This is a genomic window from Anoxybacillus sp. UARK-01 (assembly GCF_002075365.1).
GTDB classification, from domain to species: Bacteria; Bacillota; Bacilli; order Bacillales; family Anoxybacillaceae; genus Anoxybacteroides; species Anoxybacteroides rupiense.
The window spans coordinates 277997-300831 of record NZ_NASY01000047.1; the positions used below are offsets into that span (position 1 = coordinate 277997).

General features: G+C 43.4%; 25 protein-coding genes. 22 read left to right on the top strand and 3 right to left on the bottom strand.

Annotated features, from left to right (window positions below; all coding sequences use genetic code 11):
• Nucleotides 1-140 precede the first annotated feature (140 nt).
• Nucleotides 141-1061 carry an aldo/keto reductase gene (locus B6A27_RS13530; RefSeq protein ID WP_080862350.1) on the bottom strand — a complete coding sequence of 307 codons (921 nt, stop codon included), beginning with the start codon at nucleotides 1059-1061 and terminating at the stop codon, nucleotides 141-143.
• A gap of 254 nt (nucleotides 1062-1315) precedes the next feature.
• Here B6A27_RS13530 and B6A27_RS13535 point away from each other — a divergent pair, with 254 nt between their 5' ends.
• From B6A27_RS13535 to B6A27_RS13575, 9 genes are all read left to right on the top strand, one after another.
• Nucleotides 1316-1867, top strand: a complete 552-nt coding sequence (locus B6A27_RS13535; RefSeq protein WP_044746545.1) for an NUDIX domain-containing protein — start codon at nucleotides 1316-1318, stop codon at nucleotides 1865-1867.
• 16 nt (nucleotides 1868-1883) lie between these two features.
• A complete protein-coding gene (locus B6A27_RS13540; RefSeq protein ID WP_080862351.1) occupies nucleotides 1884-3047 on the top strand; it encodes an endonuclease Q family protein in 1164 nt (387 codons plus the stop codon).
• Between the two features lie 90 nt (nucleotides 3048-3137).
• Nucleotides 3138-3785 (top strand): stage II sporulation protein M, encoded by a 648-nt coding sequence (gene spoIIM / locus B6A27_RS13545; RefSeq protein WP_044746543.1) that lies wholly within the window; start codon nucleotides 3138-3140, stop codon nucleotides 3783-3785.
• 318 nt (nucleotides 3786-4103) lie between these two features.
• A complete protein-coding gene (fur, locus tag B6A27_RS13550; RefSeq protein ID WP_044746542.1) occupies nucleotides 4104-4559 on the top strand; it encodes a ferric iron uptake transcriptional regulator in 456 nt (151 codons plus the stop codon).
• Between the two features lie 628 nt (nucleotides 4560-5187).
• Entirely contained in the window at nucleotides 5188-5400 is a 213-nt protein-coding gene (locus tag B6A27_RS13555) for a YqzK family protein (protein ID WP_066145649.1), read from the top strand.
• Between the two features lie 6 nt (nucleotides 5401-5406).
• The gene (gene xerD, locus B6A27_RS13560; protein WP_080862352.1) at nucleotides 5407-6303 is read left to right on the top strand and encodes a site-specific tyrosine recombinase XerD; all 897 of its coding nucleotides are present in this window, start codon (nucleotides 5407-5409) and stop codon (nucleotides 6301-6303) included.
• A 171-nt stretch (nucleotides 6304-6474) separates the two neighbouring features.
• The gene (deoB, locus tag B6A27_RS13565; protein WP_080862353.1) at nucleotides 6475-7656 is read left to right on the top strand and encodes a phosphopentomutase; all 1182 of its coding nucleotides are present in this window, start codon (nucleotides 6475-6477) and stop codon (nucleotides 7654-7656) included.
• 12 nt (nucleotides 7657-7668) lie between these two features.
• Nucleotides 7669-8490 (top strand): purine-nucleoside phosphorylase, encoded by an 822-nt coding sequence (locus B6A27_RS13570; protein WP_080862354.1) that lies wholly within the window; start codon nucleotides 7669-7671, stop codon nucleotides 8488-8490.
• A 218-nt stretch (nucleotides 8491-8708) separates the two neighbouring features.
• Nucleotides 8709-10010 carry a pyrimidine-nucleoside phosphorylase gene (locus tag B6A27_RS13575; protein ID WP_080862355.1) on the top strand — a complete coding sequence of 434 codons (1302 nt, stop codon included), beginning with the start codon at nucleotides 8709-8711 and terminating at the stop codon, nucleotides 10008-10010.
• Between the two features lie 64 nt (nucleotides 10011-10074).
• Here B6A27_RS13575 and B6A27_RS19135 read toward each other — a convergent pair whose 3' ends face one another.
• On the bottom strand, nucleotides 10075-10341 hold the full coding sequence (locus B6A27_RS19135; RefSeq protein ID WP_369824182.1) for a transposase: 267 nt from the start codon (nucleotides 10339-10341) through the stop codon (nucleotides 10075-10077).
• Between the two features lie 613 nt (nucleotides 10342-10954).
• Between B6A27_RS19135 and B6A27_RS13585 the strand changes: the two genes are divergently transcribed.
• From B6A27_RS13585 to lysA, 12 genes are all read left to right on the top strand, one after another.
• Nucleotides 10955-12130, top strand: a complete 1176-nt coding sequence (locus B6A27_RS13585) for a D-alanyl-D-alanine carboxypeptidase family protein (protein WP_044742164.1) — start codon at nucleotides 10955-10957, stop codon at nucleotides 12128-12130.
• A gap of 147 nt (nucleotides 12131-12277) precedes the next feature.
• Nucleotides 12278-12616: an anti-sigma F factor antagonist gene (gene spoIIAA / locus B6A27_RS13590; protein ID WP_221212008.1), complete on the top strand. Its 339-nt coding sequence runs from the start codon at nucleotides 12278-12280 to the stop codon at nucleotides 12614-12616.
• Nucleotides 12617-13057, top strand: coding sequence for an anti-sigma F factor (gene spoIIAB, locus B6A27_RS13595; RefSeq protein ID WP_044742166.1), 441 nt, complete (start codon nucleotides 12617-12619; stop codon nucleotides 13055-13057).
• Between the two features lie 13 nt (nucleotides 13058-13070).
• On the top strand, nucleotides 13071-13823 hold the full coding sequence (sigF, locus tag B6A27_RS13600; protein ID WP_044742167.1) for an RNA polymerase sporulation sigma factor SigF: 753 nt from the start codon (nucleotides 13071-13073) through the stop codon (nucleotides 13821-13823).
• 119 nt (nucleotides 13824-13942) lie between these two features.
• On the top strand, nucleotides 13943-14566 hold the full coding sequence (locus B6A27_RS13605) for a stage V sporulation protein AA (RefSeq protein ID WP_080862356.1): 624 nt from the start codon (nucleotides 13943-13945) through the stop codon (nucleotides 14564-14566).
• On the top strand, nucleotides 14553-14987 hold the full coding sequence (locus B6A27_RS13610) for a stage V sporulation protein AB (RefSeq protein WP_044742169.1): 435 nt from the start codon (nucleotides 14553-14555) through the stop codon (nucleotides 14985-14987). Before B6A27_RS13605 ends, B6A27_RS13610 begins: the two co-directional genes overlap by 14 nt.
• Nucleotides 14984-15418: a SpoVA/SpoVAEb family sporulation membrane protein gene (locus B6A27_RS13615; protein ID WP_080862357.1), complete on the top strand. Its 435-nt coding sequence runs from the start codon at nucleotides 14984-14986 to the stop codon at nucleotides 15416-15418. Before B6A27_RS13610 ends, B6A27_RS13615 begins: the two co-directional genes overlap by 4 nt.
• 17 nt (nucleotides 15419-15435) lie before the next feature.
• On the top strand, nucleotides 15436-16446 hold the full coding sequence (gene spoVAD, locus B6A27_RS13620) for a stage V sporulation protein AD (protein ID WP_044742171.1): 1011 nt from the start codon (nucleotides 15436-15438) through the stop codon (nucleotides 16444-16446).
• A 3-nt stretch (nucleotides 16447-16449) separates the two neighbouring features.
• The gene (locus B6A27_RS13625) at nucleotides 16450-16800 is read left to right on the top strand and encodes a SpoVA/SpoVAEb family sporulation membrane protein (RefSeq protein ID WP_044742172.1); all 351 of its coding nucleotides are present in this window, start codon (nucleotides 16450-16452) and stop codon (nucleotides 16798-16800) included.
• A gap of 5 nt (nucleotides 16801-16805) precedes the next feature.
• On the top strand, nucleotides 16806-17399 hold the full coding sequence (gene spoVAEA / locus B6A27_RS13630) for a stage V sporulation protein SpoVABEA (RefSeq protein WP_080862485.1): 594 nt from the start codon (nucleotides 16806-16808) through the stop codon (nucleotides 17397-17399).
• Nucleotides 17362-18837 carry a spore germination protein gene (locus B6A27_RS13635; protein ID WP_080862358.1) on the top strand — a complete coding sequence of 492 codons (1476 nt, stop codon included), beginning with the start codon at nucleotides 17362-17364 and terminating at the stop codon, nucleotides 18835-18837. The genes spoVAEA and B6A27_RS13635 overlap by 38 nt, the downstream gene beginning before the upstream one ends.
• Before the next feature lie 224 nt (nucleotides 18838-19061).
• Nucleotides 19062-20381 (top strand): diaminopimelate decarboxylase, encoded by a 1320-nt coding sequence (lysA, locus tag B6A27_RS13640; RefSeq protein ID WP_066145634.1) that lies wholly within the window; start codon nucleotides 19062-19064, stop codon nucleotides 20379-20381.
• Nucleotides 20382-20573: 192 nt separating this feature from the next.
• Here lysA and B6A27_RS13645 read toward each other — a convergent pair whose 3' ends face one another.
• Entirely contained in the window at nucleotides 20574-21461 is an 888-nt protein-coding gene (locus tag B6A27_RS13645; RefSeq protein WP_044742175.1) for a DUF1002 domain-containing protein, read from the bottom strand.
• Between the two features lie 478 nt (nucleotides 21462-21939).
• On the opposite strand from B6A27_RS13645, the gene B6A27_RS13650 reads away from it, so the two are divergent.
• A complete protein-coding gene (locus B6A27_RS13650; RefSeq protein ID WP_044742176.1) occupies nucleotides 21940-22377 on the top strand; it encodes a peptidylprolyl isomerase in 438 nt (145 codons plus the stop codon).
• Nucleotides 22378-22835 lie beyond the last annotated feature (458 nt).

Here is a 22835-nt window from a genome sequence, read left to right on the forward strand (position 1 = left end):
TTGGCTAAAACATAATGCCTTGTCTGTCCAGTAGATTCAAGAACGGTCCAGGACGAAAAAAGAAATGAATCGATCTCTTAAAGTGGTGGTGGACAAAGTCAAAACGGACGTTGTACCACCCTTCTACTTTCCATTTTATGTTAGCGATGTTCTGTATAGATTGCCGTTTTTGTTTGCTCCCGAAGCCATTCGTATTCCTCTTTTGTCAATCCTGAGGCAGAAGCCGCTGCTGCGTTTTCCGCTAGCTGCTCGCTGCTGCTAGCTCCCGGAACAACGACCGCGACCGCTGGATCGTATAAGCAAAATTGGAGAGCGGTAGCTGTGAAGGAGCGGTGCAAAGCGGTTTGCTTTTTTAAGTTTGGCAGCAGTGTTTGCAGTTCTTCGTATGTATAGCTTAAATAACCATGCTGTTTGATGGAGTCACTAGCTGCCTCCAGCGGACGTTCAGTCAATAGCCCTTTGGCTACCGGGCCGCGAATGATGACGCTAATGCGATGTTCTTTTAGAAGCGGGAAAAGCTCCTCTGGACGGCGATCCAGCAAGCTATATTGCATCATGACGCTGACGATATTCGAACGTTTCACATATTCGCGAATGACATTGGGACGAATCGAAGAAATGCCGTAATAGCGGATAACCCCTTCTTTTTTTAATTCTTCAAACGCTGCGATGGTCTCATCGATCGGATCCTCGATCGTTCCGCCGTGAAGTTGGTATAGATCAATGTAGTCTGTTTGCAGACGGCGCAGGCTTTCTTTTACAGCTGTTTTAATATATGCTTTTGAAGGATCCCAAAACCATCCTTCTTTTCCTTCCTCCCAACGATTTCCGACTTTTGTCGCAAGGATTACTTGATCGCGCTTGCCTTTCAGCGCTTTGCCGACAAATTGTTCATTTAACCCGCGATCGTAAAGATCAGCGGTATCCAAATAGTTAATGCCTCGCTCTAAAGCTTCATGAATAAGGCGAATGGCTTGTTTCTCATCTGTTCCGAGCGACATACAGCCAAGGCCGATTTCGCTGGCATATAAATCCGATGTTCCAATCCGCCGTTTCTTCATCGCATATGCCTCCTTGCAATCTGTATTTTCTTCATTTTATCACATAAAAGAGAAAATCTCTTTTTCTGAAACAGGCAGGGGAGGGAAGACTGTTGGCGTTGGCTTTTTCACGTAAGAAATCGTCCCCCTTTTTATCCAAAACATGAATCCAATACATTTGAACGGCTTAGATGATTGGAAAAAAAGGGGAGTGGAAAATCATTCAATATAGTATAATAAAAAAGAATATGATGAAGAGACGGGAGAGAAAAGAAATGGATCATCTAATGGAAAAAACGATTCACAAAGAAGAAATTTTCAAAGGCAAAGTCATTGATGTATATGTGGAGGATGTTGAGCTGCCAAATGGAAAGACGAGCAAGCGGGAAATCGTCAAGCATCCGGGCGCGGTGGCGATTATTCCAATTACAGATGAAGGAAAGCTAGTGCTTGTCAGACAATATAGAAAAGCGCTTGAACGGGTGTTAGTTGAAATTCCTGCAGGAAAATTAGAAAAAAACGAAGAACCTGCGATGACTGCACGCCGTGAGCTGGAGGAAGAAACCGGCTATGCTGCCCAAGAGCTGCATCATTTGTTGTCATTTTACACCTCGCCTGGGTTTGCTGACGAAATCATTCATTTATACGTGGCGAAAGGATTAAAAAAACTAGAATCGGCTGCACCACTTGATGATGATGAATTTGTCGATCTGTTGGAAGTGACGTTGGAGGAAGCATTGGCGATGCTACAAAAACAAGAAATTTATGATGCGAAAACAGCCTATGCCTTGCAATATTTACAACTGCAGTATGCATTACAAAAGTAAAACGGGAGTTGCAAGCATGAAAAATTATTACGTGGATTTACATATTCATATAGGACGGACAGCTTCTGGCAGACCAGTGAAAATTACAGGCGCCCGAACGCTGACCCTTGCCAATATTATAGATGAAGCGGCGCGGATTAAAGGACTGAATATGATTGGCATTATCGATAGCCATGTTCCTGAGATCCTTGATGAATTGGAACGAGCGATGACTGAAAATGACTGGCGTGAAAATGAAGAAGGCGGGGTGTCAACGAAAGATCTTACCTTGCTACTGGGAAGCGAAATTGAAATTTACGACGAACACTGCCAAGGACCGCTTCATGTTCTTGTTTTTTTGCCGACGATCGCCGCCATGCGTTTCTTTTCAGACTGGTTAAAAAAACGAGTGAAGAATGTTTCGTTGAGCTCACAGCGAATGTATGGGACAGGAAGAGAACTGCAGCAGCTGATTCAACAATTGAACGGCTTGTTTATTCCGGCTCACGTTTTTACTCCATTTAAAAGCTTGTATGGAAAAGGAGTGAAACGAAGCTTGCAAGAGGTGTTTGATCCTGAATGGATCGACGCGATCGAGCTTGGGCTGAGTGCTGATTCGAGCATGGCTGATCAGATTGCTGAATTGCATCGCTATCCCTATCTTTCGAATTCAGATGCTCATTCGTTGCGGAAGATTGCGCGGGAATATCAAGTTATTCGCATGAAGAGCTTAACGTTTGCCGAGCTTAAAAAAGCGCTCAAAGAGGAAGAAAATCGCGGAATTGTCGCTAATTACGGACTAAATCCTAAGCTGGGGAAATATCATCAAACGGCGTGTGAGCGTTGTGCGGCACTGATGAAAATCTATGACGAATGCTGTCCGAGCTGTGGGCACGAGCGATATGTAAAAGGCGTATTTGATCGGCTTCAAGAATTAAAAACGGACACGATTCCACCCAAACGTCCGCCATACGTACATCAGGTGCCACTTGAATTTATTCCGGGCATTGGACACAAAACGTATAAAAAGCTGCTTGAGCGTTTCAAAACAGAAATGTACATTCTTCATGAAGCGACAGGATTACAGTTGGAAGAGGCCGTCGGTGAAAAGCTTGCCCAGCTCATTTTGCTTGCTAGAGACGGAAAGCTTTCCATGACAGCAGGAGGCGGCGGCAAATATGGAAGAATCGCTTCTCGATAGAAGCGATTCTTCTCTTTTCTCTTCAAGGTGTCATAGATTTGCTCTTTCCTCATACAATCTAGTAAGAGGCAGATAGGAGGACGGAGAGCAATGAGAAAACAGCCATTGAAGTCAGTGATTGCGATGCATTTAAAAGAGCATGCGTCGATTTATTTATTTATTATTGTCCTGTTTCTCATGGGCGTGATTTTTGGGGCGATTGTCGTCAATAGCTTGAATTTTAATCAAAAACAAGATTTATATTATTATTTAATGCAGTTTTTCGGACAAGTATCCAAAGGGCAGTTTGCGAGTGCGAGCGATATGTTTCAACAAAGCTATTTCCATAATTTACAGTATATTGGGTTTATGTGGGTGCTTGGTATTTCGATTATTGGATTGCCGCTTATTTTAATTTTGCTCTTTTTAAAAGGAATTGTTGTCGGCTTTACGGTCGGATTTCTAGTTAATCAAATGGGGTGGCAAGGGTTCCTATTATCGTTTGTTTCAGTTATGCCGCAAAACTTTGTTGTGGTTCCCGCTTTTATTATAATGGGAGCTGTCTCAGTTTCCTTCTCATTAAAAATGGTGCGGAATCAATTTATGAAGCGGATGCATGAACCGATTTTTCCCATGATTATCCGTTACACACTCATTATGTTGGCTATTAGTGCTTCCTTGATTGTGTCTGCTGGCTTGGAGGCATATATTTCTCCGGTCATTATGAAACAAGTCGTTCAACTAATCAATAACAAATAACAATAGCATGGAACGCATCACTTGATTCTTCAACCTTCGCTTCCCATGTCAGCAGTCGATGGTCAAACAAGTCACTGACTTGTCTTTGACCATCGAAAACATGAGGTTTCGCTTTTTGATGAGATATATGTCCATTTTCCAACTGCATCGAATCTAGGTGCTCAAAACAGTGCCATCTTCATGACCAATGAAAATTTTTAGCTTGTAATTATTTTTATATAATAACCATTTTACTTATTTACTAATAATGATTTTTATTTTGATACTTTCCTCTCTCTTTTGTTATAATGATATTTGAATGACGAGGGAGGGATAAAGATGGAAGAACGGGTTGAACGAATAAAAAAGCTCCTGCATACCGCTGGATACAAATTGACGCCACAGCGCGAGGCGACTGTCCGCGTCCTTTTGGAGCATGAAGAAGATCATTTGAGTGCGGAAGATGTCTACCTCCTCGTTAAAGAAAAATCTCCAGAGATCGGTTTAGCAACAGTCTATCGAACACTGGAGCTGTTAACGGAGTTGAAAATCGTCGATAAAATTAACTTTGGCGATGGTGTATCGCGATATGATCTTCGTCAAGAAGGAGCCGCGCATTTCCACCATCATTTAGTATGTATCGAATGCGGAGCAGTAGCGGAGATTCAAGAGGATTTGTTAGAGGAAGTAGAAGCCATTGTCGAGCGGGACTGGAAATTTAAAATTAAAGATCATCGTCTCACCTTTCACGGGATTTGTTATCGTTGCCAGGAAAAAGATAAACAAGAAGAATAACAAACCTTTTCCAGCGGGAAAGGTTTCACGTTGTAGACAAAGTCAAAACGGACTTTGTCTACAACCATTTTTATCAGATTGGCTTGAACATGCTTGGCAAACGAGGAACACCGCCAAGTGAAGACACGAATGGAACCAAAACGTTCATGAGCGGACGAACGAGACCCGTAACGCAGGATAAAAGCGTTTGTCAGCAGTCTAAACCTTTTCCAGCGGGGAAGGTTTTGATCATCATCAAATGATATCTATCATGAATCCAACAGATTTCTCACCCTGTCTATTTTATATATAAGGAAAAACGAAAGCATTCCAATGGCCGAAGAAATGGAAAAGGAACGGGCGCTGACATAGTCGGACGGCCGAACGACACGGCTCTCAGACAAATGAATTTGTCTGAAAGTGGCTGGTTGTTCGGCGTTCGGTCACGCTTCGACGTGACGGGGGCAAGCCGTCGCTTTTCCTCTGCCGCATATAGGTTTTTACACATATCGTTCATTCATAATTTATACAGTATAAGGAAAACGAGTGAATCGATTTTATCGGACACCAAGGGTATACATAGTATAAAATGAGAAAATAATGGCATATCCTCATAATAAGTAGCATGAGCGAATGAGGAGGATATGCGATGAAAACGGCATGGCAAATGATCAAAGTATTTGTTTTATTTACGAGCTGCACACTTTTGTTTTACTATAGTCTTGTATGGTTTTATCGAGAATACGAGAATTACCATCGCTATAATGAGCCACAAGGATCTGCGGTAAAGGTGTCGACAACGGAAAGCGTATCAACGGATTGGGTAGAACGGTTGATATTTTTTTATAGAGACGGGGAGTAGAGAGCCTTGGAACATGAATTGAAGGATTTTCTTCATTATTTAACAGTCGAACGGAATTTGGCCCAAAACACAATTATTTCATATGAACGTGATTTAAGAAAATATGCCCGCTACTTGACGCATGCGGAACAAATTCATTTATGGAACGATGTGTCTAGGCTTCATATTTTGCAATTTTTAAAGTTTTTAAAAGAACAAGGAAGCTCTGCCAAAACGATCGCCCGCCATATTGCCTCTGTTCGATCATTTCACCAATTTCTTTTGCGGGAAAAAATAGCGGAGCAGGATCCTTCTGTTCACATCGAGACACCGCAAATGGAGCGAACGCTGCCAAAGGTGCTATCGATGGCAGAAGTTGAAGCATTACTAGAAACACCAAAGACGAATACGCCCTTTGGCATGCGCGATAAGGCGATGCTTGAGCTATTGTATGCAACAGGGATGCGTGTAAGCGAGCTTGTGAACTTGAATCTGTCGGATGTGCATTTGACTATGGGGTTTGTTCGATGCTACGGGAAAGGAAGCAAGGAACGGATCGTGCCGGTGGGGCGCATGGCTCTATCGGCGCTAAAAGCATATATCGAAGAGGCAAGACCGAAGCTGATTCAGCCAAAAAAGCGCGCGAATGACGCATTATTTTTAAATCATCACGGAGATCGTTTAACACGTCAAGGGTTTTGGAAAATTTTAAAAAAATTAGCGAAGGAAGCGAACATCGAAAAAGAATTAACTCCGCATACACTGCGGCATTCCTTTGCTACACATTTGCTGGAAAATGGAGCAGATTTGCGGGCTGTTCAAGAGCTTCTAGGGCATTCCGACATTTCAACAACGCAAATTTACACTCATGTAACGAAAACAAGATTAAAAGATGTGTATCAACAATACCACCCGCGCGCATAGCGGGTGGTTTTTGTCTAAAATGTTCACAGCGGTTTTTATTGCGTATAAGCATGAAAACGTTTTATAATATAGTTGTCAGACTTCTGACAAATAAGGGTTTTATGGTTTTTGCAATCATTAGGATATGATCTACCAAGAACGTCACGCTCGATGAAGTAGGAGGAATCAATTATGAGCCATACATACAAACGCGTTTTTTTAATTGTGCTGGATTCCGTTGGCATTGGAGAAGCGCCTGATGCTGAAAAATACAATGATAAAGGAGCCGATACGCTGGGACATATTGCTGAGCATCGCGGCGGTTTAAACATGCCGCATATGGCGCAGCTTGGCCTTAGCAACATTCGAGAAATTCGGGGAATCGCGAAGGCTGAGAAACCGATGGCGTACTATACAAAAATGCAAGAAGCATCGGCTGGAAAAGATACGATGACTGGTCATTGGGAATTAATGGGGTTGCGCATCGATACGCCCTTTCAAGTGTTTCCAAACGGCTTTCCAGAAGAATTAATTGCGGAGCTTGAAAAACGGACAGGACGGAAGGCCATTGGCAACAAACCTGCAAGCGGGACAGCCATTATTGAAGAACTGGGAAAAGAGCATATGGAAACAGGTGCGATCATCGTTTATACTTCGGCCGACTCCGTCTTACAAATTGCTGCTCATGAAGAAGTGGTCCCGCTTGATGAGCTTTATCATATTTGCAAAATTGCTCGTGAGCTGACACTGGATGAAAAATATATGGTCGGCCGTGTCATCGCGCGTCCATTTATCGGCCATCCGGGCAACTTCCAGCGCACAGCGAATCGTCATGACTATGCCTTAAAACCATTTGGTCGCACGGTTATGAATGAATTGCAAGATGCTGGATACGATGTGATTGCCATTGGCAAAATTTCTGATATCTATGATAACGAAGGCGTGACCAAAGCGTTGCGCACGAAATCGAACATGGACGGAATGGATAAATTCATCGATACGCTCAAAATGGATTTTACAGGTTTAAGCTTTTTAAATCTTGTCGATTTCGATGCTTTATATGGACATCGCCGCGATCCGAAAGGATATGGTGATGCGCTGGAAGAGTTTGATATGCGCCTTGCTGAAGTATTGCCGCTTTTAAAAGAGGATGACTTGCTCATGATAACGGCGGATCATGGCAATGATCCTGTGCACCATGGGACAGATCATACGCGCGAATATGTGCCGCTTCTTGTGTACAGCCCTAGCATGAATGGCGGAAAGGAACTGCCGCTGCGGAGCACATTTGCTGATGTTGGGGCTACCATTGCGGATAATTTTCAAGTGAAGCTACCAAAATACGGTCAAAGCTTTCTAACCAGTTTGAAATAAGGAGGAACATTCATGAATCAAGCAGCGATTGAACAAGCGGAGCAGTTTTTAAAGGAAAAATGGACCGAACCGCCGCAAATCGGGCTCATTCTTGGCTCAGGACTCGGCGTATTGGCTGATGAAATTGAACAAGCCGTAAAAATTCCCTACAACGCGATTCCTGGATTCCCTGTTTCAACAGTTGAAGGGCATGCGGGGCAGTTAGTATACGGTCGGTTGGAAGGCGCTGTCGTGTTAGCCATGCAAGGGCGATTCCACTATTATGAAGGATACAGTTTTGATAAAGTAACCTTTCCCGTTCGCGTAATGAAACGATTGGGCGTTCAACAATTAATTGTCACCAATGCTGCTGGAGGTGTCAACGAATCATTTCAGCCAGGGGATTTAATGATCATCGCAGACCATATTAATAATATGGGAACCAATCCACTCATTGGTCCGAATGATCCATCATTCGGCGTCCGGTTCCCTGATATGTCAAAGGCTTATAGCAAATCATTAAGAGAATTGGCGAAAAACGTTGCTTCACGTTTAGGTATTCGCATACAAGAAGGCGTATATGTAGCGAATACAGGCCCATCATATGAAACACCTGCAGAAATTCGCATGATTCGCGCTATGGGCGGCGATGCGGTCGGCATGTCAACCGTTCCTGAAGTGATTGTAGCCCGCCATGCCAATATGGAGGTGCTCGGCATTTCTTGCATTTCTAATATGGCTGCTGGCATTTTAGATCAGCCGCTTACGCACGATGAGGTGATCGAGACGACAGAAAAAGTGAAGGCCGACTTTTTACGTCTTGTCAAAGCGATTATCGCCGAAATGCGTAAATAAAACGATCGTACGTATTTTTTAGACGGTGGGATGATCATGAGCCGCTTCACAGGATGATGAATGAATCGGAAACAACGTCGTTCGGATTTTTGTCACGCATTTAGGTGGCAAAGACAATCCAGTGGAGTTGTCTTTAACCGCCGATGTTTCAAAGACCATTCGTCCCCTCTTTAGATTGTATTTGATAGAGAAAAAAATCAATGAAAAGGTGATTTTATATGAGAATGGTAGACTTAATTGCGAAAAAACGAGATGGCCAGTCTTTGACGAACGAAGAAATCCAATTTATCATGAACGGATATACCAATGGCGACATTCCGGATTATCAAATGAGTGCGTGGGCGATGGCGGTATTTTTTCGCGGAATGACAGAAGAAGAAACAGCCGCATTAACACTGGCAATGGTTCATTCTGGAGAAACGATTGATTTATCAAAAATAGAGGGAATAAAAGTGGATAAACATTCGACGGGAGGTGTAGGCGATACAACTACGCTCGTATTAGGCCCTCTTGTTGCTTCTGTTGGTGTGCCGGTAGCCAAAATGTCGGGGCGTGGGCTTGGCCATACCGGTGGCACGATTGATAAATTAGAATCGGTGCCAGGATTTCATGTGGAAATAAATAACGATCAATTTATCGAATTGGTTAACCAAAATAAAATTGCGGTCATTGGTCAAACAGGCAATCTAACTCCGGCTGATAAAAAGCTTTATGCGCTTCGAGATGTAACGGCAACAGTCAACAGCATTCCTTTAATTGCTTCATCCATTATGAGCAAAAAAATTGCCGCAGGAGCCGATGCGATTGTATTAGATGTCAAAACAGGGGCTGGAGCATTTATGAAAGATTTGGAGGATGCCAGAGCGCTAGCTGAAGCGATGGTGGAAATCGGAAAGCGTGTAGGTCGGAAAACAATGGCTATTATTTCGGATATGAGCCAGCCTCTTGGTTATGCAATTGGGAACGCGTTGGAAGTGAAAGAAGCCATTGATACACTCAAAGGAGAAGGACCGGAAGATCTGCAAGAGCTCTGCCTTGTGCTCGGAAGCCATATGGTCTATTTGGCAGAGAAAGCGGCGTCTTTAGAGGAAGCGCGGGCCATGTTGGAAAAAGCCATGCAAGATGGCTCTGCATTAAATACATTTAAAAAGTTCTTGGCTGCTCAAGGGGGAGATGTGTCTGTCATCGATGATCCGTCCAAACTGCCGCAGGCGAAATATCAAATAGAGCTAATCGCGCAAGAAGATGGCTATGTAACAGAGATTGTTGCCGATGCAGTCGGTACAGCGGCAATGTTGCTTGGCGCTGGGCGGGCGACAAAGGAATCGTCCATCGACTTGGCGGTTGGGCTTGTGTTGCGCAAAAAAATCGGAGATGCTGTTCATAAAGGGGAATCGCTTGTGACGATTTATAGCAATAGCGAACAAGTGGATGAAGTCAAGGACATGTTATATGAAAACATCAAAATTACTCCAGAGCCTGTTCAAGCGCCAACGCTGATTTATGACAAAATTTTATAAGGAGGCTGTCTCAAAAGGTCGTTAAATCGACCTTTTGGGGACTGCCTCTTTTTTTATTACTTGATTATTTATTTCTTTTTTGAATCAGGAATGGCTCCTTATTTCTGAATTTTATCCTGTTTTTTTCTGGTGGATCGGTTGTGGTCGTCCACTTTCCCAAATGGTGGGCAGCACAAATAAGCCCCCATTCCAAGGTGATTTTTGGGAGCCCTCTTAACCAAAATCGCTGAAATTGCTGGTTGTGCTGGATGGGCCCAAACACTGGCTCCTTTTCGATTGATCGTTTTCGGTACGTCGCCGCTCCTTCTTCCGCGGACAGCTGTTCCTGGATCTCCTGCCGTTGTTATTGCGGATGGTTTTCGTGCTTTTGCCTTTGGCGCATGCTGCCTGAAACGGGTATCCGGCACAAGCCATACAACGATACGTCCGTTTGACAGCAACATACCCGTTGTCCGTCGTTTCTTTCCATTCATACACAAACACCAACCGTCTCCCTTTGGCGCCAATCATTCATCCAGCTCCTCCTCATATGTCATGTCCTCGATTCAGCGGCTCTCTTTCGCCCACGCTTTCGTTGATTCCCGATCCAACGTATTGTACTTGATCAGGGCGACGATCTCCTTTTTCTCACAATACGTGTAGTTCTCCTCTTTATCCAAAAAAGTACTCCAAAAGCGAACGCTATGCGAACACTTTTGGGACCCTCTTTTGTTGGGGACAAGCAGTGATCGATTTGCTTTTCAACATGATGAAATCTAAGCATTTTCGTTTGCGGACTAGCGTGCTTTAACAAGTTGTGTAGATCGAAAGTCATGGTTTGAAACCATCATGACAGCCGACGTTTTTGGCTGATCGCATAAATTAGCTTCTCTCACCACTCTCCACATGTATAAAAAAATAAAAATTGGAAAAGATGGCATGTATAAAGAATGGAGGGTTGGGAGATGAAGAAAGCCATTATTGGTTTGCTGCTCATGATTTGTTGGACGATACCAATATCAACAGGAGTTCAAGCAGCTGAAAAACAAGCGAGTCCAAATGCGGATCTCGTCAGTCAAGCAAAATCGGCTATTTTAATTGAACGCGATACAGGGACCATCTTGTATGAAAAAAACGTTCACCAAAAGTTGCCTCCTGCCAGCATGACAAAAATTATGACTATGCTGCTGATTATGGATGCAATCGATCAAGGAAAGCTCAAATGGAATGAAAAGGTGCGAGCAAGCGAATATGCCGCATCAATGGGAGGCTCACAAATTTTTTTAGAGCCTGGTGAAGAAATGACCGTTGATGAGCTTATGCGCGGAATCGCGATTGGTTCTGGTAATGATGCAGCAGTAGCGATGGCAGAACGAATTGCTGGCTCCGAGAAAGCTTTCGTAGAAATGATGAATAAAAAAGCAAAACAGATGGGGCTTAAGGATACCGTCTTTAAAAACGCCACCGGTTTGCCTGCGGAAGGTCATTATAGTAGCGCATACGATATGGCGATGATGGCAAAGGAACTATTAAAATATGACGAGGTTACGAAATATACGGGAAAATATGAAGATTATTTACGGGAAAATACAGACAAAAAATTTTGGCTTGTGAATACAAACCGTCTTGTGAAGTTTTATCCGGGAGTGGATGGAGTGAAGACCGGTTTCACAGCGGATGCAAAATATTGTTTAACAGCCACAGCCAAAAAAGATGGTATGCGTGTGATTGCCGTCATATTTGGAGCACCGACGCCAAAGGAACGCAATGAACAAATTACCAAATTATTAGATTATGCCTTTAGTCAATATCAAACCCATCCTGTTTATAAACGCAATGAAGTCATCAGCCACGTCAAGATCAGCAAAGGAAAGAAAAAGGAAGCTGAACTGGTGACAGCAGAGCCGATTTCTGTATTGACGAAAAAGGGAGCTAATGTTAAGGATATTCAGAAAGTGGTGAAGCTCAAGGAGAATGTAAAGGCGCCGATTCAAAAAGGAGAAGAGCTTGGCACGCTTGTTTTAAAGCAGAATGGAAAAAAACTTCTAGAGAGCCCGCTTGTTGCTAAGCAATCTGTCCAAGAAGCTAGTTGGTGGGATTTATGGAAGCGGACGCTGAGTTCGTTTGTCAAATCTGCTTAAATAAACAAATAGCGTCGATTTCTGTAGATTTTGCTCTACTTTTTTTGGATTAGCACTAGTTTTGTCAAACGGCAGGACTTCCCCGTCATTTTAGAGAAATAGTTCCATATCTGAAATGACAAGGGGGAAAGTGTAGTGAGTCTAGTGATGGACTTTGAAGTGAGACAAGATGTGTTGCTCATTCGGCTTGCCGGTGAGCTCGACCATCATACAGCGGAAGAGCTGCGGGAAAAAGTGACCGATACTCTTGAAAAAGAACATATTCATCATATTGTATTTAATCTTGAAAATTTAATGTTTATGGATAGCTCCGGACTTGGCGTTATTTTAGGGCGCTATAAGCAAATCAAAAATTTGGGTGGAGAAATGATTGTTTGTTCTGTTTCTCCAGCTGTTAAACGATTGTTTGATATGTCCGGGCTATTTAAAATTATCCGTCTAGAAGAAGATGAACAATTTGCATTACAGACATTGGGGGTGGCGTAAATGAGAAACGAAATGCACCTCCAATTTTCGGCACTTAGTCAAAATGAATCATTTGCCCGTGTAACAGTGGCCGCATTTGTTGCCCAGCTTGATCCAACAATGGATGAACTGACAGAAATCAAAACGGTTGTGTCAGAAGCGGTGACCAATGCGATTATTCACGGGTATAACAATGATCCAAACGGAATGGTCTATATTTCTGTCGTGATAGAGGAGGGGGCTGTCCGCATTACAATCAGAGATGAAGGAGCGGGAATCGCGGACATTGAAGAGGCGCGGCAGCCATTGTTTACAACGAAACCTGAATTAGAACGATCGGGAATGGGGTTTACCATTATGGAAAACTTCATGGATGAAATCTCGATTCACTCGGAAGTGAACAAAGGGACAACTGTTCATTTAACGAAATATATTACGAAAAGCAAAGCGTTATGCAATTAAGGGAGACATGCCTATGGATGTCGATGTCAAGCAAGAACAGACGCCAATTAAGGATCAGGCAATGAAAGAGCTGATTCGACGCAGCCAAGAAGGCGACCAAGCAGCGCGTGATGAAATTATTCAAAAAAATATGCGGCTTGTTTGGTCTGTTGTCCAGCGTTTTTTGAATCGCGGCTATGAGCCGGATGATTTATTTCAAATCGGCTGTATCGGATTGCTCAAATCGGTGGATAAATTTGATTTATCGTATGATGTTAAATTTTCAACCTATGCAGTGCCAATGATTATTGGCGAAATTCAGCGGTTTATTCGAGATGATGGAACCGTGAAGGTGAGCCGTTCTCTCAAAGAAACGGGCAATAAAATACGCAAGGCAAAGGATGAATTATCCAAACGTCATGGGCGTGTGCCGACCGTAACGGAAATTGCCGAATATTTACAAATTTCGCCTGAAGAAGTCGTGCTTGCTCAAGAAGCAAGCCGATCCCCGGCGTCCATTCACGAAACGGTCTATGAAAACGATGGCGATCCCATCACTCTTCTTGATCAAATCGCTGACCAAGATGAAGATTCGTGGTTCGATAAAATTGCGTTAAAAAAAGCAATAGAAGAGCTGGATGAGCGAGAACGGCTGATTGTATATTTGCGTTATTACAAGGACCAAACGCAATCAGAAGTGGCATCTAGATTAGGCATCTCTCAAGTGCAAGTATCACGACTGGAAAAGAAGATTTTACAGCAAATGAAACAAAGAATGGATGAGTAAGCATCCATTCTTTTTCTTTTTTATAGAATTGATGGTAATTGACATCAAACCGAATGATTCCTTTTTTGTCCAAACATACTATTCATTAAGAAATTAATGAGGTTGAGGGTGTGAGGCAAATGGAAAAAGCCGTATTTGTGAAATTGCGCCACCGTGTTCAAGTCAAACCTGATGATGTCATATTGGTAGGAGATGTGGCGCAAATCATTGCTAGTGATAAGCAAATGCTTCAGCAATTAAAGCGAATTCCTTTATATCGTATCCAACGAAGCGACAAAAATATTGTCATTGTCGATGTAATGAAAGTGGTGGACGCGATTGTCCGTTTTGATCCTTCATTAGAAATTCAAACGATCGGCTCAGCTCAAACGATTGTAGAGGTGGTATATCCGAAACGGACGATTTCATTTGCCTATTTTTTAGCGGTTTGGCTGCTGCTTTTTATTGGCTCGGCCATCGCGATTATTAATTTTCATGAAGATGTGAGTATGCAGGAAACGCATCAGCATTTATACACGATCATTACAGGGGAAAAAGCCGACAAGCCTCTTCTCTTCCAGATTCCTTATTCGATTGGTCTGGGATTAGGGATGATTATCTTTTTTAATCATGTGTTTCGTAAGCGGATTAACGAAGAACCGAGTCCTCTCGAAGTCGAAATGTTCAATTATCAGCAATCGCTCGATCAATATGTGATTTTACATGAAAATAAGGAAAGCATGAAGCAAATTGACGACCGTTAAGGCGATTGCTGTTATCGTGATTGGCTTAGCGGGAGGACTGGCGGTAGGCACAGGATTTGTGGCTTTTTTGGCCGTTCTCGGCGTAATCCCAAGACTGACACAATTAACAAAAACAATGAAATGGATTTATGCCTATGAATGGAGTGCTGTTTTTGGAGCAGTAACTGGCGGATGGATGAGCCTTCGTTCTTCTGCTTTAGATATCTCTAAATATTGGCTTATTCCGTTAGGCTTATTTAGCGGAGTATTTATTGGGATGTTGGCAGCAGCGCTGACAGAGGTGCTGAATGTGTGGCCTATTTTAGCCAAACGGATCGGGATGGTAGATAAAATTATTTTATTGATGATGGCCCTTGTCTTCGGAAAAGTATTTGGCTCTTTATTTTATTGGATGTATTTTGCAGAGGTGATGTCATTATGAAACTGCGCGATCATTACCAGCAGGCTGTCAGAAAATTTCAGCCTAAGCCTTCCTATTTAGCAAATAGCTTTCAAGCATTTATCAGCGGCGGTTTGGTTTGTGCCGGCGCAGAGGGGCTGCGGGCGTTATATATGAATAGTTGGGGATTTTCATCAGATGCTGCTCAACATTTAATGATGTTAACCGTCATGGGCTTAGCTGTTTTGCTGACAGCCATGGGACGATATGATGCTTTGAGCCAATTTGCTGGTGCCGGCGCGACCGTGTTGCTTACCGGCTTTGCGAATTCATTAGCGAGCGCGGCTATGGAGCATCGAACAGAAGGATGGGTTAGCGGAATCGCTAATCATATGTTTAAAATCGGTGGTGCCGTCATCGTCTATGGAATGGTCATTGCCTATGTTTTAGGAGTGATATATTACATCGTGTAAATGAAAGGGGGAGTTCTGTGCGACTTGTTGGAAAACAAACATGGGTATTTGAGAACAATATATATATTCAGGCAACAGGAACGGCAGTTGGTCCTTTTGAAGCGGACGGCCCCCTTGGAAAGCAATTTGATGTAGGATATCGCGATTTGTATTGCGGAGAAAAAACATGGGAGCTTGCGGAGCGGCGTCTGATGAAAGAAGCGATTACTATTTGCATGAATAAAGGAAATGTGACAGCAAATGAAATTGATGTGTTTCTTGCTGGGGATTTATTAAATCAAAACGTTACAGCCAATTATACAGCGCGTGAGCTTCCGATTCCGTTTTTATGCATGTTTGGAGCGTGCTCTACTTCGATGGAAACGCTGGCCGTCGGGGCGGCTCTTGTCGATGGAGGCTTTGCCAGACAAGCGCTTGTGGCAACAAGCAGCCACAACGCGACAGCGGAGCGGCAATTTCGTTATCCAACGGAGCTTGGTATTCAAAAACCGAAAAGTGCAACATTTACAGTAACCGGAGCGGGGGCAGCGCTTATCGGCAGCCAAAAGGGCCGATTTCGAGTGACGGCGGCTACCATTGGAAGAGTGATCGATGCCGGCTTAAAAAATCCGATGGATATGGGAGCGGCGATGGCGCCGGCCGCTGCCCACACGATCGAGCAGCACTTTTTGGACTTAAATCGTTCGCCCGCTGATTATGACTTGATTGTAACAGGGGATCTATCAGGAATCGGCAGTGTGATTGTCAAAGAATTATTGATGGAAGCAGGCTATGATATCACGGATGGTTACAGCGATTGCGGACTCATGATCTACCGGCCGGATCAAAGAAAATTTGCCGGCGGAAGCGGGTGTGCCTGCTGTGCGGTTGTTACGTATGGCCATTTATTAAGAGAAATGGAAAAGGGGACGTTTCGCAAAATATTTGTTGTCGCAACAGGAGCGTTATTAAGTCAGACTATGATTCAGCAAAAACAATCGATTCCAGCGATTGCTCACGGCGTTGTGATCGAATCGGTAGGAGGATGAGAAATGGACTATTGGATGGCCTTTTTAGTGGGTGGAGCGATCTGCGGGGCGGCTCAATGGCTGATGGATCGCGCCAATATATCGCAAATCCATATGCTTGCCGGACTTGTAAGCGTCGGTGCTCTGCTGGGAGCACTTGGTGTATATGACCAATTAGTAGAGGTCGCAGGCGCGGGCGCTTTGCTGCCAATGAGCGGCTTCGGCTATTTGCTTGCCAAAGGGATCGCGTCCCATGAAGCTGGACAAGGATGGATGAATATGGGGGCCAACATGTTCCAATATATTGGTCTCGAGCTTTCATTTGTCATTACGCTATCATTTGTCGCGGCCCTTATTTGCAAACCAAGGGGATAACGATGATGAAAAAAAGACGGGTCATTATTGTAACAGATGGCGATGATTTTGCATGGCGGACGATTCAGCATATTGCGAAGGAAATTGGCGGCCGCTGCATTAGCCGCTCTCGGGGGAATCCATCAAAACTGACAGGTGAACAGCTCGTGGAGCTTATTTTACAGACGCCGTATGATCCTGTATTTGTGATGTTTGATGATTGTGGAGCAGTCGGTGAAGGCGCAGGCGAACAGGCGCTAAAGTACGTGGCGACCCATAAACAAATTGAGGTGATGGGGGCTATTGCAGTCGCCTCCAATACTCACCAGAATGAATGGACAAAGGTACATGTCAGCATTGATCGAAATGGAAAATTGACAGAGCGCGGAGTGGATAAAGAAGGAATCCAAGAAATGGAGTTGGGGCGTATCAATGGTGATACCGTTTATTGCTTAGAGCAGCTACCCATTCCGATTATCGTTGGTATCGGTGATATCGGAAAGATGGGCTATCGCGACCACGTTAAATACGGTTCGCCCATTACAAAAAAAGCGGTTGAGGTTATTTTAGAAAGGAGTGAAAATGGTGGCAACAGACACAAACAGCATCCCGATTTTTGAAAAGCTTACGGATAATGAAGCCTATTTAAAAGAGAAAATCGGGATTGGAACAAGCTTTGATTTAGGAATTCGCAAAGTCTATGTGCTAACGAGAGAGGTGCACATTTATTATTGTAACGGCCTGTGTGATACACAATATTTAATTGAACTGCTTAAACAAATTGTGCAAATTAATGATAACGAGCGCCAAGAAGCTCGAGCGAAGCAAATTCTTGCTAATCGTCTTGTCCATCAGCAAGTCAGTCCCGTTCAAGATTTGAATGATGCGATTAATCAATTGTTGTCAGGGCTTATCATCATTTTAATGGAAGGGGAAACAAGCGGATTTGTCGTTGATGTCCGCAGTTATCCAGGCCGTCAGCCGCAAGAGCCCGATACGGAAAAAGTCGTACGCGGAGCACGCGACGGCTATGTTGAAAATATTATTGTCAATACGGCATTAACGCGGCGCCGCATTCGTGACGAACGGTTGCGCTTTGAAATTATGCAAGTAGGCGAACGTTCCAAAACGGATGTATGCATTGCTTATATTAAGGATGTAGCGGATCCTGGATTGATTGAGCTTGTAAAAAAAGAAATTCAACAAATTAAAATTGATGGTTTAACGATGGCGGACAAAACGATTGAAGAATTTTTAGTCAAGCAGGGATATAATCCATATCCCCTTGTGCGATATACGGAGCGTCCTGACGTAGCCGCAACTCATTTATTAGAAGGACATGTCATTATTATGGTGGACACTTCACCAAGCGTGATTATTACGCCGACCACCTTTTTTCATCATGTGCAGCATGCCGAGGAGTATCGGCAAAATCCTGCGGTTGGAACGTTTGTGCGCTGGGTGCGGTTTCTAGGCATTTTAGCCTCCATCTTTCTATTGCCGCTTTGGATTTTATTTGTGCTAGAACCTTCCTTGTTGCCCGACAAAATGGCATTTATCGGACCAAATAAACACACAAATATTCCAGCCATTGTCCAAATTTTCCTTGCCGATTTCGGGATTGAATTTTTGCGAATGGCAGCTATTCATACGCCGACCTCGTTATCAACAGCCATGGGATTGATTGCGGCTGTATTAATTGGGCAAATTGCGATTGATGTCGGCTTGTTTGTGCCTGAAGTCATTTTATATGTCTCTATTGCTGCGATTGGCTCATTTGCTACACCAAGCTATGAATTAAGCATTGCTAATAAAATCGCCCGTCTCCTGCTCGCTTTAGCAGTGGCTATATTTAAAGTGCCAGGGCTTATTATCGGAACGACCATTTATTTAATTTGGTTAGTTCGAATTCGTTCGCTGAACACCCCGTATTTGTGGCCATTTATTCCGTTTGATCCAGCTGCGTTTATGCAAATTGTTGTTCGCCGTTCACTGGCGGGCGGAAAAGTGCGACCAAGCATTGTTCATCCGCAAAATCAGCAAAGACGCCCCGTGTAAGGAGGGTCTCTTGGTTGCTGAAAGATTTTGTTGAATGAGGAAACAATAAAAATAACGGATTATTCACATTTGTATTGCAACTTTTTTTATTTTATGGTACGTTATACGTAATCTTTTCCGCAGAAAAGGCAGTTAATCCCTATTTGTTAACTGTCTTTTTTGCTTTCATATCGCATAAAAATTTGTGGTTTTGAATATTTAATCTTTCGGAATGAGGGATCGGCATGTTTTTTTACGGAACGAGTCGTGTGAATGACAAAGGACATTTAGAAATTGGCGGTGTTGATACTGTTGATCTCGCAAAGGAATATGGAACGCCGCTGTATATTTATGACGTGGCGTTAATTCGCCAGCGCGCCCGCGCGTTTAAAGAAACGTTTGAAAAGTACGGGGTAAAAGCGCAAGTGGCGTATGCTAGCAAAGCGTTTTCGACGGTTGCTATGGTTCAATTAGTGGAGGAAGAAGGATTATCGCTTGATGTAGTGTCTGGCGGAGAGCTATATACAGCCCTAAAAGCGGATTTCCCTCCTGAGCGCATCCATTTCCACGGGAACAATAAAAGCCGCCAAGAGCTGGAAATGGCGTTGGCGCATGGTGTCGGCTGTATTGTAATAGATAATTTTTATGAATTGCAGCTGCTCGAACAAATTTGTGCAGAAAGAGGAATGACGGCGTCTGTTTTAATTCGGGTAACACCAGGAATTGAAGCGCATACTCATGATTATATTTTGACAGGTCAGGAAGATTCTAAATTCGGCTTTGACTTAAACAATGGACAGGCTGATCGCGCGTTAAAGCAAGCCTTATCTTCTCCATCGTTCCACGTGCTGGGGATTCATTGTCATATTGGTTCACAAATTTTTGAAACAACAGGCTTTGTGCTGGCGGCGCAAAAAATTTTCCACAAAATCGCCGATTGGAAAGAGGTCTATGATTTTGTTCCGAAGGTTGTCAATCTTGGCGGCGGCTTTGGAATTCGCTATACAAATGAAGATACGCCTCTTCCGGCTGCGGAATACGTAGAAAATATTATTGCTGAAGCAGCAAAACAGGCAGCAGAGCTGGGCATTGCTATGCCGGAAATTTGGATTGAGCCAGGCCGTTCGCTTGTCGGTGATGCCGGAACCGCGATTTATTCGATCGGTTCGCGCAAAGAAGTGCCTAATGTGCGTCATTATGTGGCTGTTGATGGGGGAATGAGTGACAATATTCGGCCAGCATTGTATGAAGCAAAATATGAAGCAGTGTTGGCGAATCGAGTTCTTGATGAGAAGCAAGAGGTTGTGGCGATTGCCGGAAAATGCTGTGAATCAGGTGACATGCTGATCTGGGACTTGCCGCTGCCAAAGACAGAAGCAGGTGATTATTTGGCTGTATTTTGCACCGGGGCATATGGCTATTCGATGGCCAATAACTATAATCGCTTGCCTCGCCCGGCTGTTGTTTTTGTTGAAAACGGCGAGGCGCAGCTCGTCGTTCGCCGAGAAACGTATGAGGACTTAGTTCGTTTAGACGTGCCATTACGGGCGAAAGTCAATAGATGACCATGCTATAGGAATATCACAATGAAGGTACATTGGATATCACGTACTCCTTGAAATGAAAACGTGTGATAAACCAAAGAAAAAATCGCTCAAACGTGTAGAGCGGTAATTAGCTATTGACCGATTAAGCTACAAGCCTATTGTATGGATATGCGAAACGGCCAAAAGGTGCCCTGCTTGGGCACCTTTTGGTCATTGTTGCTGCTGATTGGATGAAGTAAACACGGATTTGATGGCATTCCAAATTTCTTTCAAAATATCGATGATATTCTGAATAAATGTTTTTCCTTCTTCTGAGTTCAAAAAGGTGGAAATCTTGTTTTTTGCTTTGCTAAGTTGATCGTTGACCTGATTCCAGTCAATGTTGAGATTCTTCATTTTATTAAATAATGATATTAGGCTATTGATTTCATCCTGAGTGAGCGTAATACCTAAATCCTTGGCCGCTTTTTCGATAAGGGAGCGCAAATCCGCGTCGGTTTGCGGCGGATTTTTGGCCATTTCTTCTTTAATTCTTGTTAAAAGGGCAACGGCTTGATCGTTTCCAATCGATTTGCCCAGCTGGGCGGTTTTTACCATTTCTTCATTTGCCACTTTTTTTACATCGTCAGGAATCACTTTATCGGATGAAAGCTCGTACGCTTTCATTAAACCGGTTAGCGCTGCGGTACCTGAAACAGGGAAAGGAGCTGTAATATAAATTTTAGCATCCTTGACACCTGCCGTGATGAGCGCGTTTGTATACATTTCCTTTGTGACCCAAGTAATATTATGCGTTTCTACATCAAGGCCGGAACCATTCGCTCCAATTGTAATCATAGATGATGAAATGGCTTTTGTGCCAATTTGCGCTTTTGGAATTAGGCCATCCAGATATTTATGCTCTTCTGTGTTTGACACGGTAATGGTTTGAGCATTTTCCGGAGCGTTCATTTCATTTAATACTTGCTGCTTTTGTGAGTCGGTTAAGTTTTCTCCAAGTGTAATAATAACATCGCCTTCTGCTGCATCCGCCGCTGCCGCTATCGGATACGCAAGGAGCAAAGACGCCATGAGACAGCCTATCAAGGTCCGTTTCATTCTTGCAACCTCCTTATTCTTTCTTTATTTCCACCATTCCTATTCTACATGCAAATGGAATAAGATAGAAGCGAAATGATGCGTATAAATGCCACTTGCTCTATGAGCAGCGGGATGAATATAGCGCTCGTTCATTTTGTCTTTTAGTTGTGTTTTATATAAAAGAGCACTAATGTTAATTATCCATTATTTTACTTGAAAGCAAAATGATCGGGCTTAACACTCGTTTTTCTGCTTCTTTCTCGAACAGGGAATGTCAGTGAACAACATCATTTGCTTACAAAGCGCTCCTTGTTCAAGAAGGGCATGCCCTAGTCGGCAAGCAAATCGGTTTGCCGGCTTCAGCAGAAAAGCGAGGAATCTAGTACGATCCGTTGGTTTTTATTGAATCCTCAACACGCCCGATAAAATGACTTGCTTTTTTTGTGTAACAAACAATGGTATGATAAGGGAGTATGAAAGAAAGGAGAATGAGAAAATGGCAAAAAAGGGTCATATTTTACTGGAAAACGGTGCAAAAATTGAGTTTGAATTATTTCCAAATGAAGCCCCAAAAACAGTGGCAAACTTTGAAAAGTTAGCAAATGAAGGGTTTTATAATGGCTTAACGTTCCATCGCGTCATCCCTGGCTTTGTCAGCCAAGGCGGTTGTCCGCGCGGAAATGGAACCGGCGATGCGGGCTATACGATTCCGTGTGAAACGGACAACAATCCTCATCAGCATAAAGAAGGAGCGATTTCGATGGCGCATCGCGGCCGTGATACAGGAAGCTGCCAATTTTTCATTGTTCATGAGCCGCAGCCGCATTTAGATGGAGTACATACCGTTTTTGGTCAAGTGACGTCAGGAATGGACGCGGTCAAAGCGATGAAAAATGGCGATGTAATGAAAGAAGTTAAGGTGTGGGAAGAGTAAAAGTTTTTACTCGTAGTATTAGTTGGGCATCACGATAAGGATAGGGATACCTCAATATTTGTCTTAGCGTGAACAAGTGATGGCATGATTTCGATGGCCGACGCTTGTTCACGTTTTGGCGTGAACAAGGCAAGTCATAGACTTGCCCTTTTTGGATCGTAGGTTTGTACAAATTGCGGTTTGTTCATATTTATACAGCAAAAGAGCAACCAACCCGATTGTATTGGATACCACCAATACAACTTTATATGGAAGGAAAGTGGTTTTTGAGCGTGAAGTGTTTCCGCTTTGTTTAGAACGACAGGGAAATAGGCTGCTGGGAACGCGCAATTTTTATAGAAGCTTAACAGGATGAACGGTGTTGAGCTTTTTTGAAAGGATGAGGAAACGATGAAGAAAAATTGGATCCTGTTCTTTGCTCTGCTCGGTGTCAGCTTGATTTGGGGGCTTATTTATTG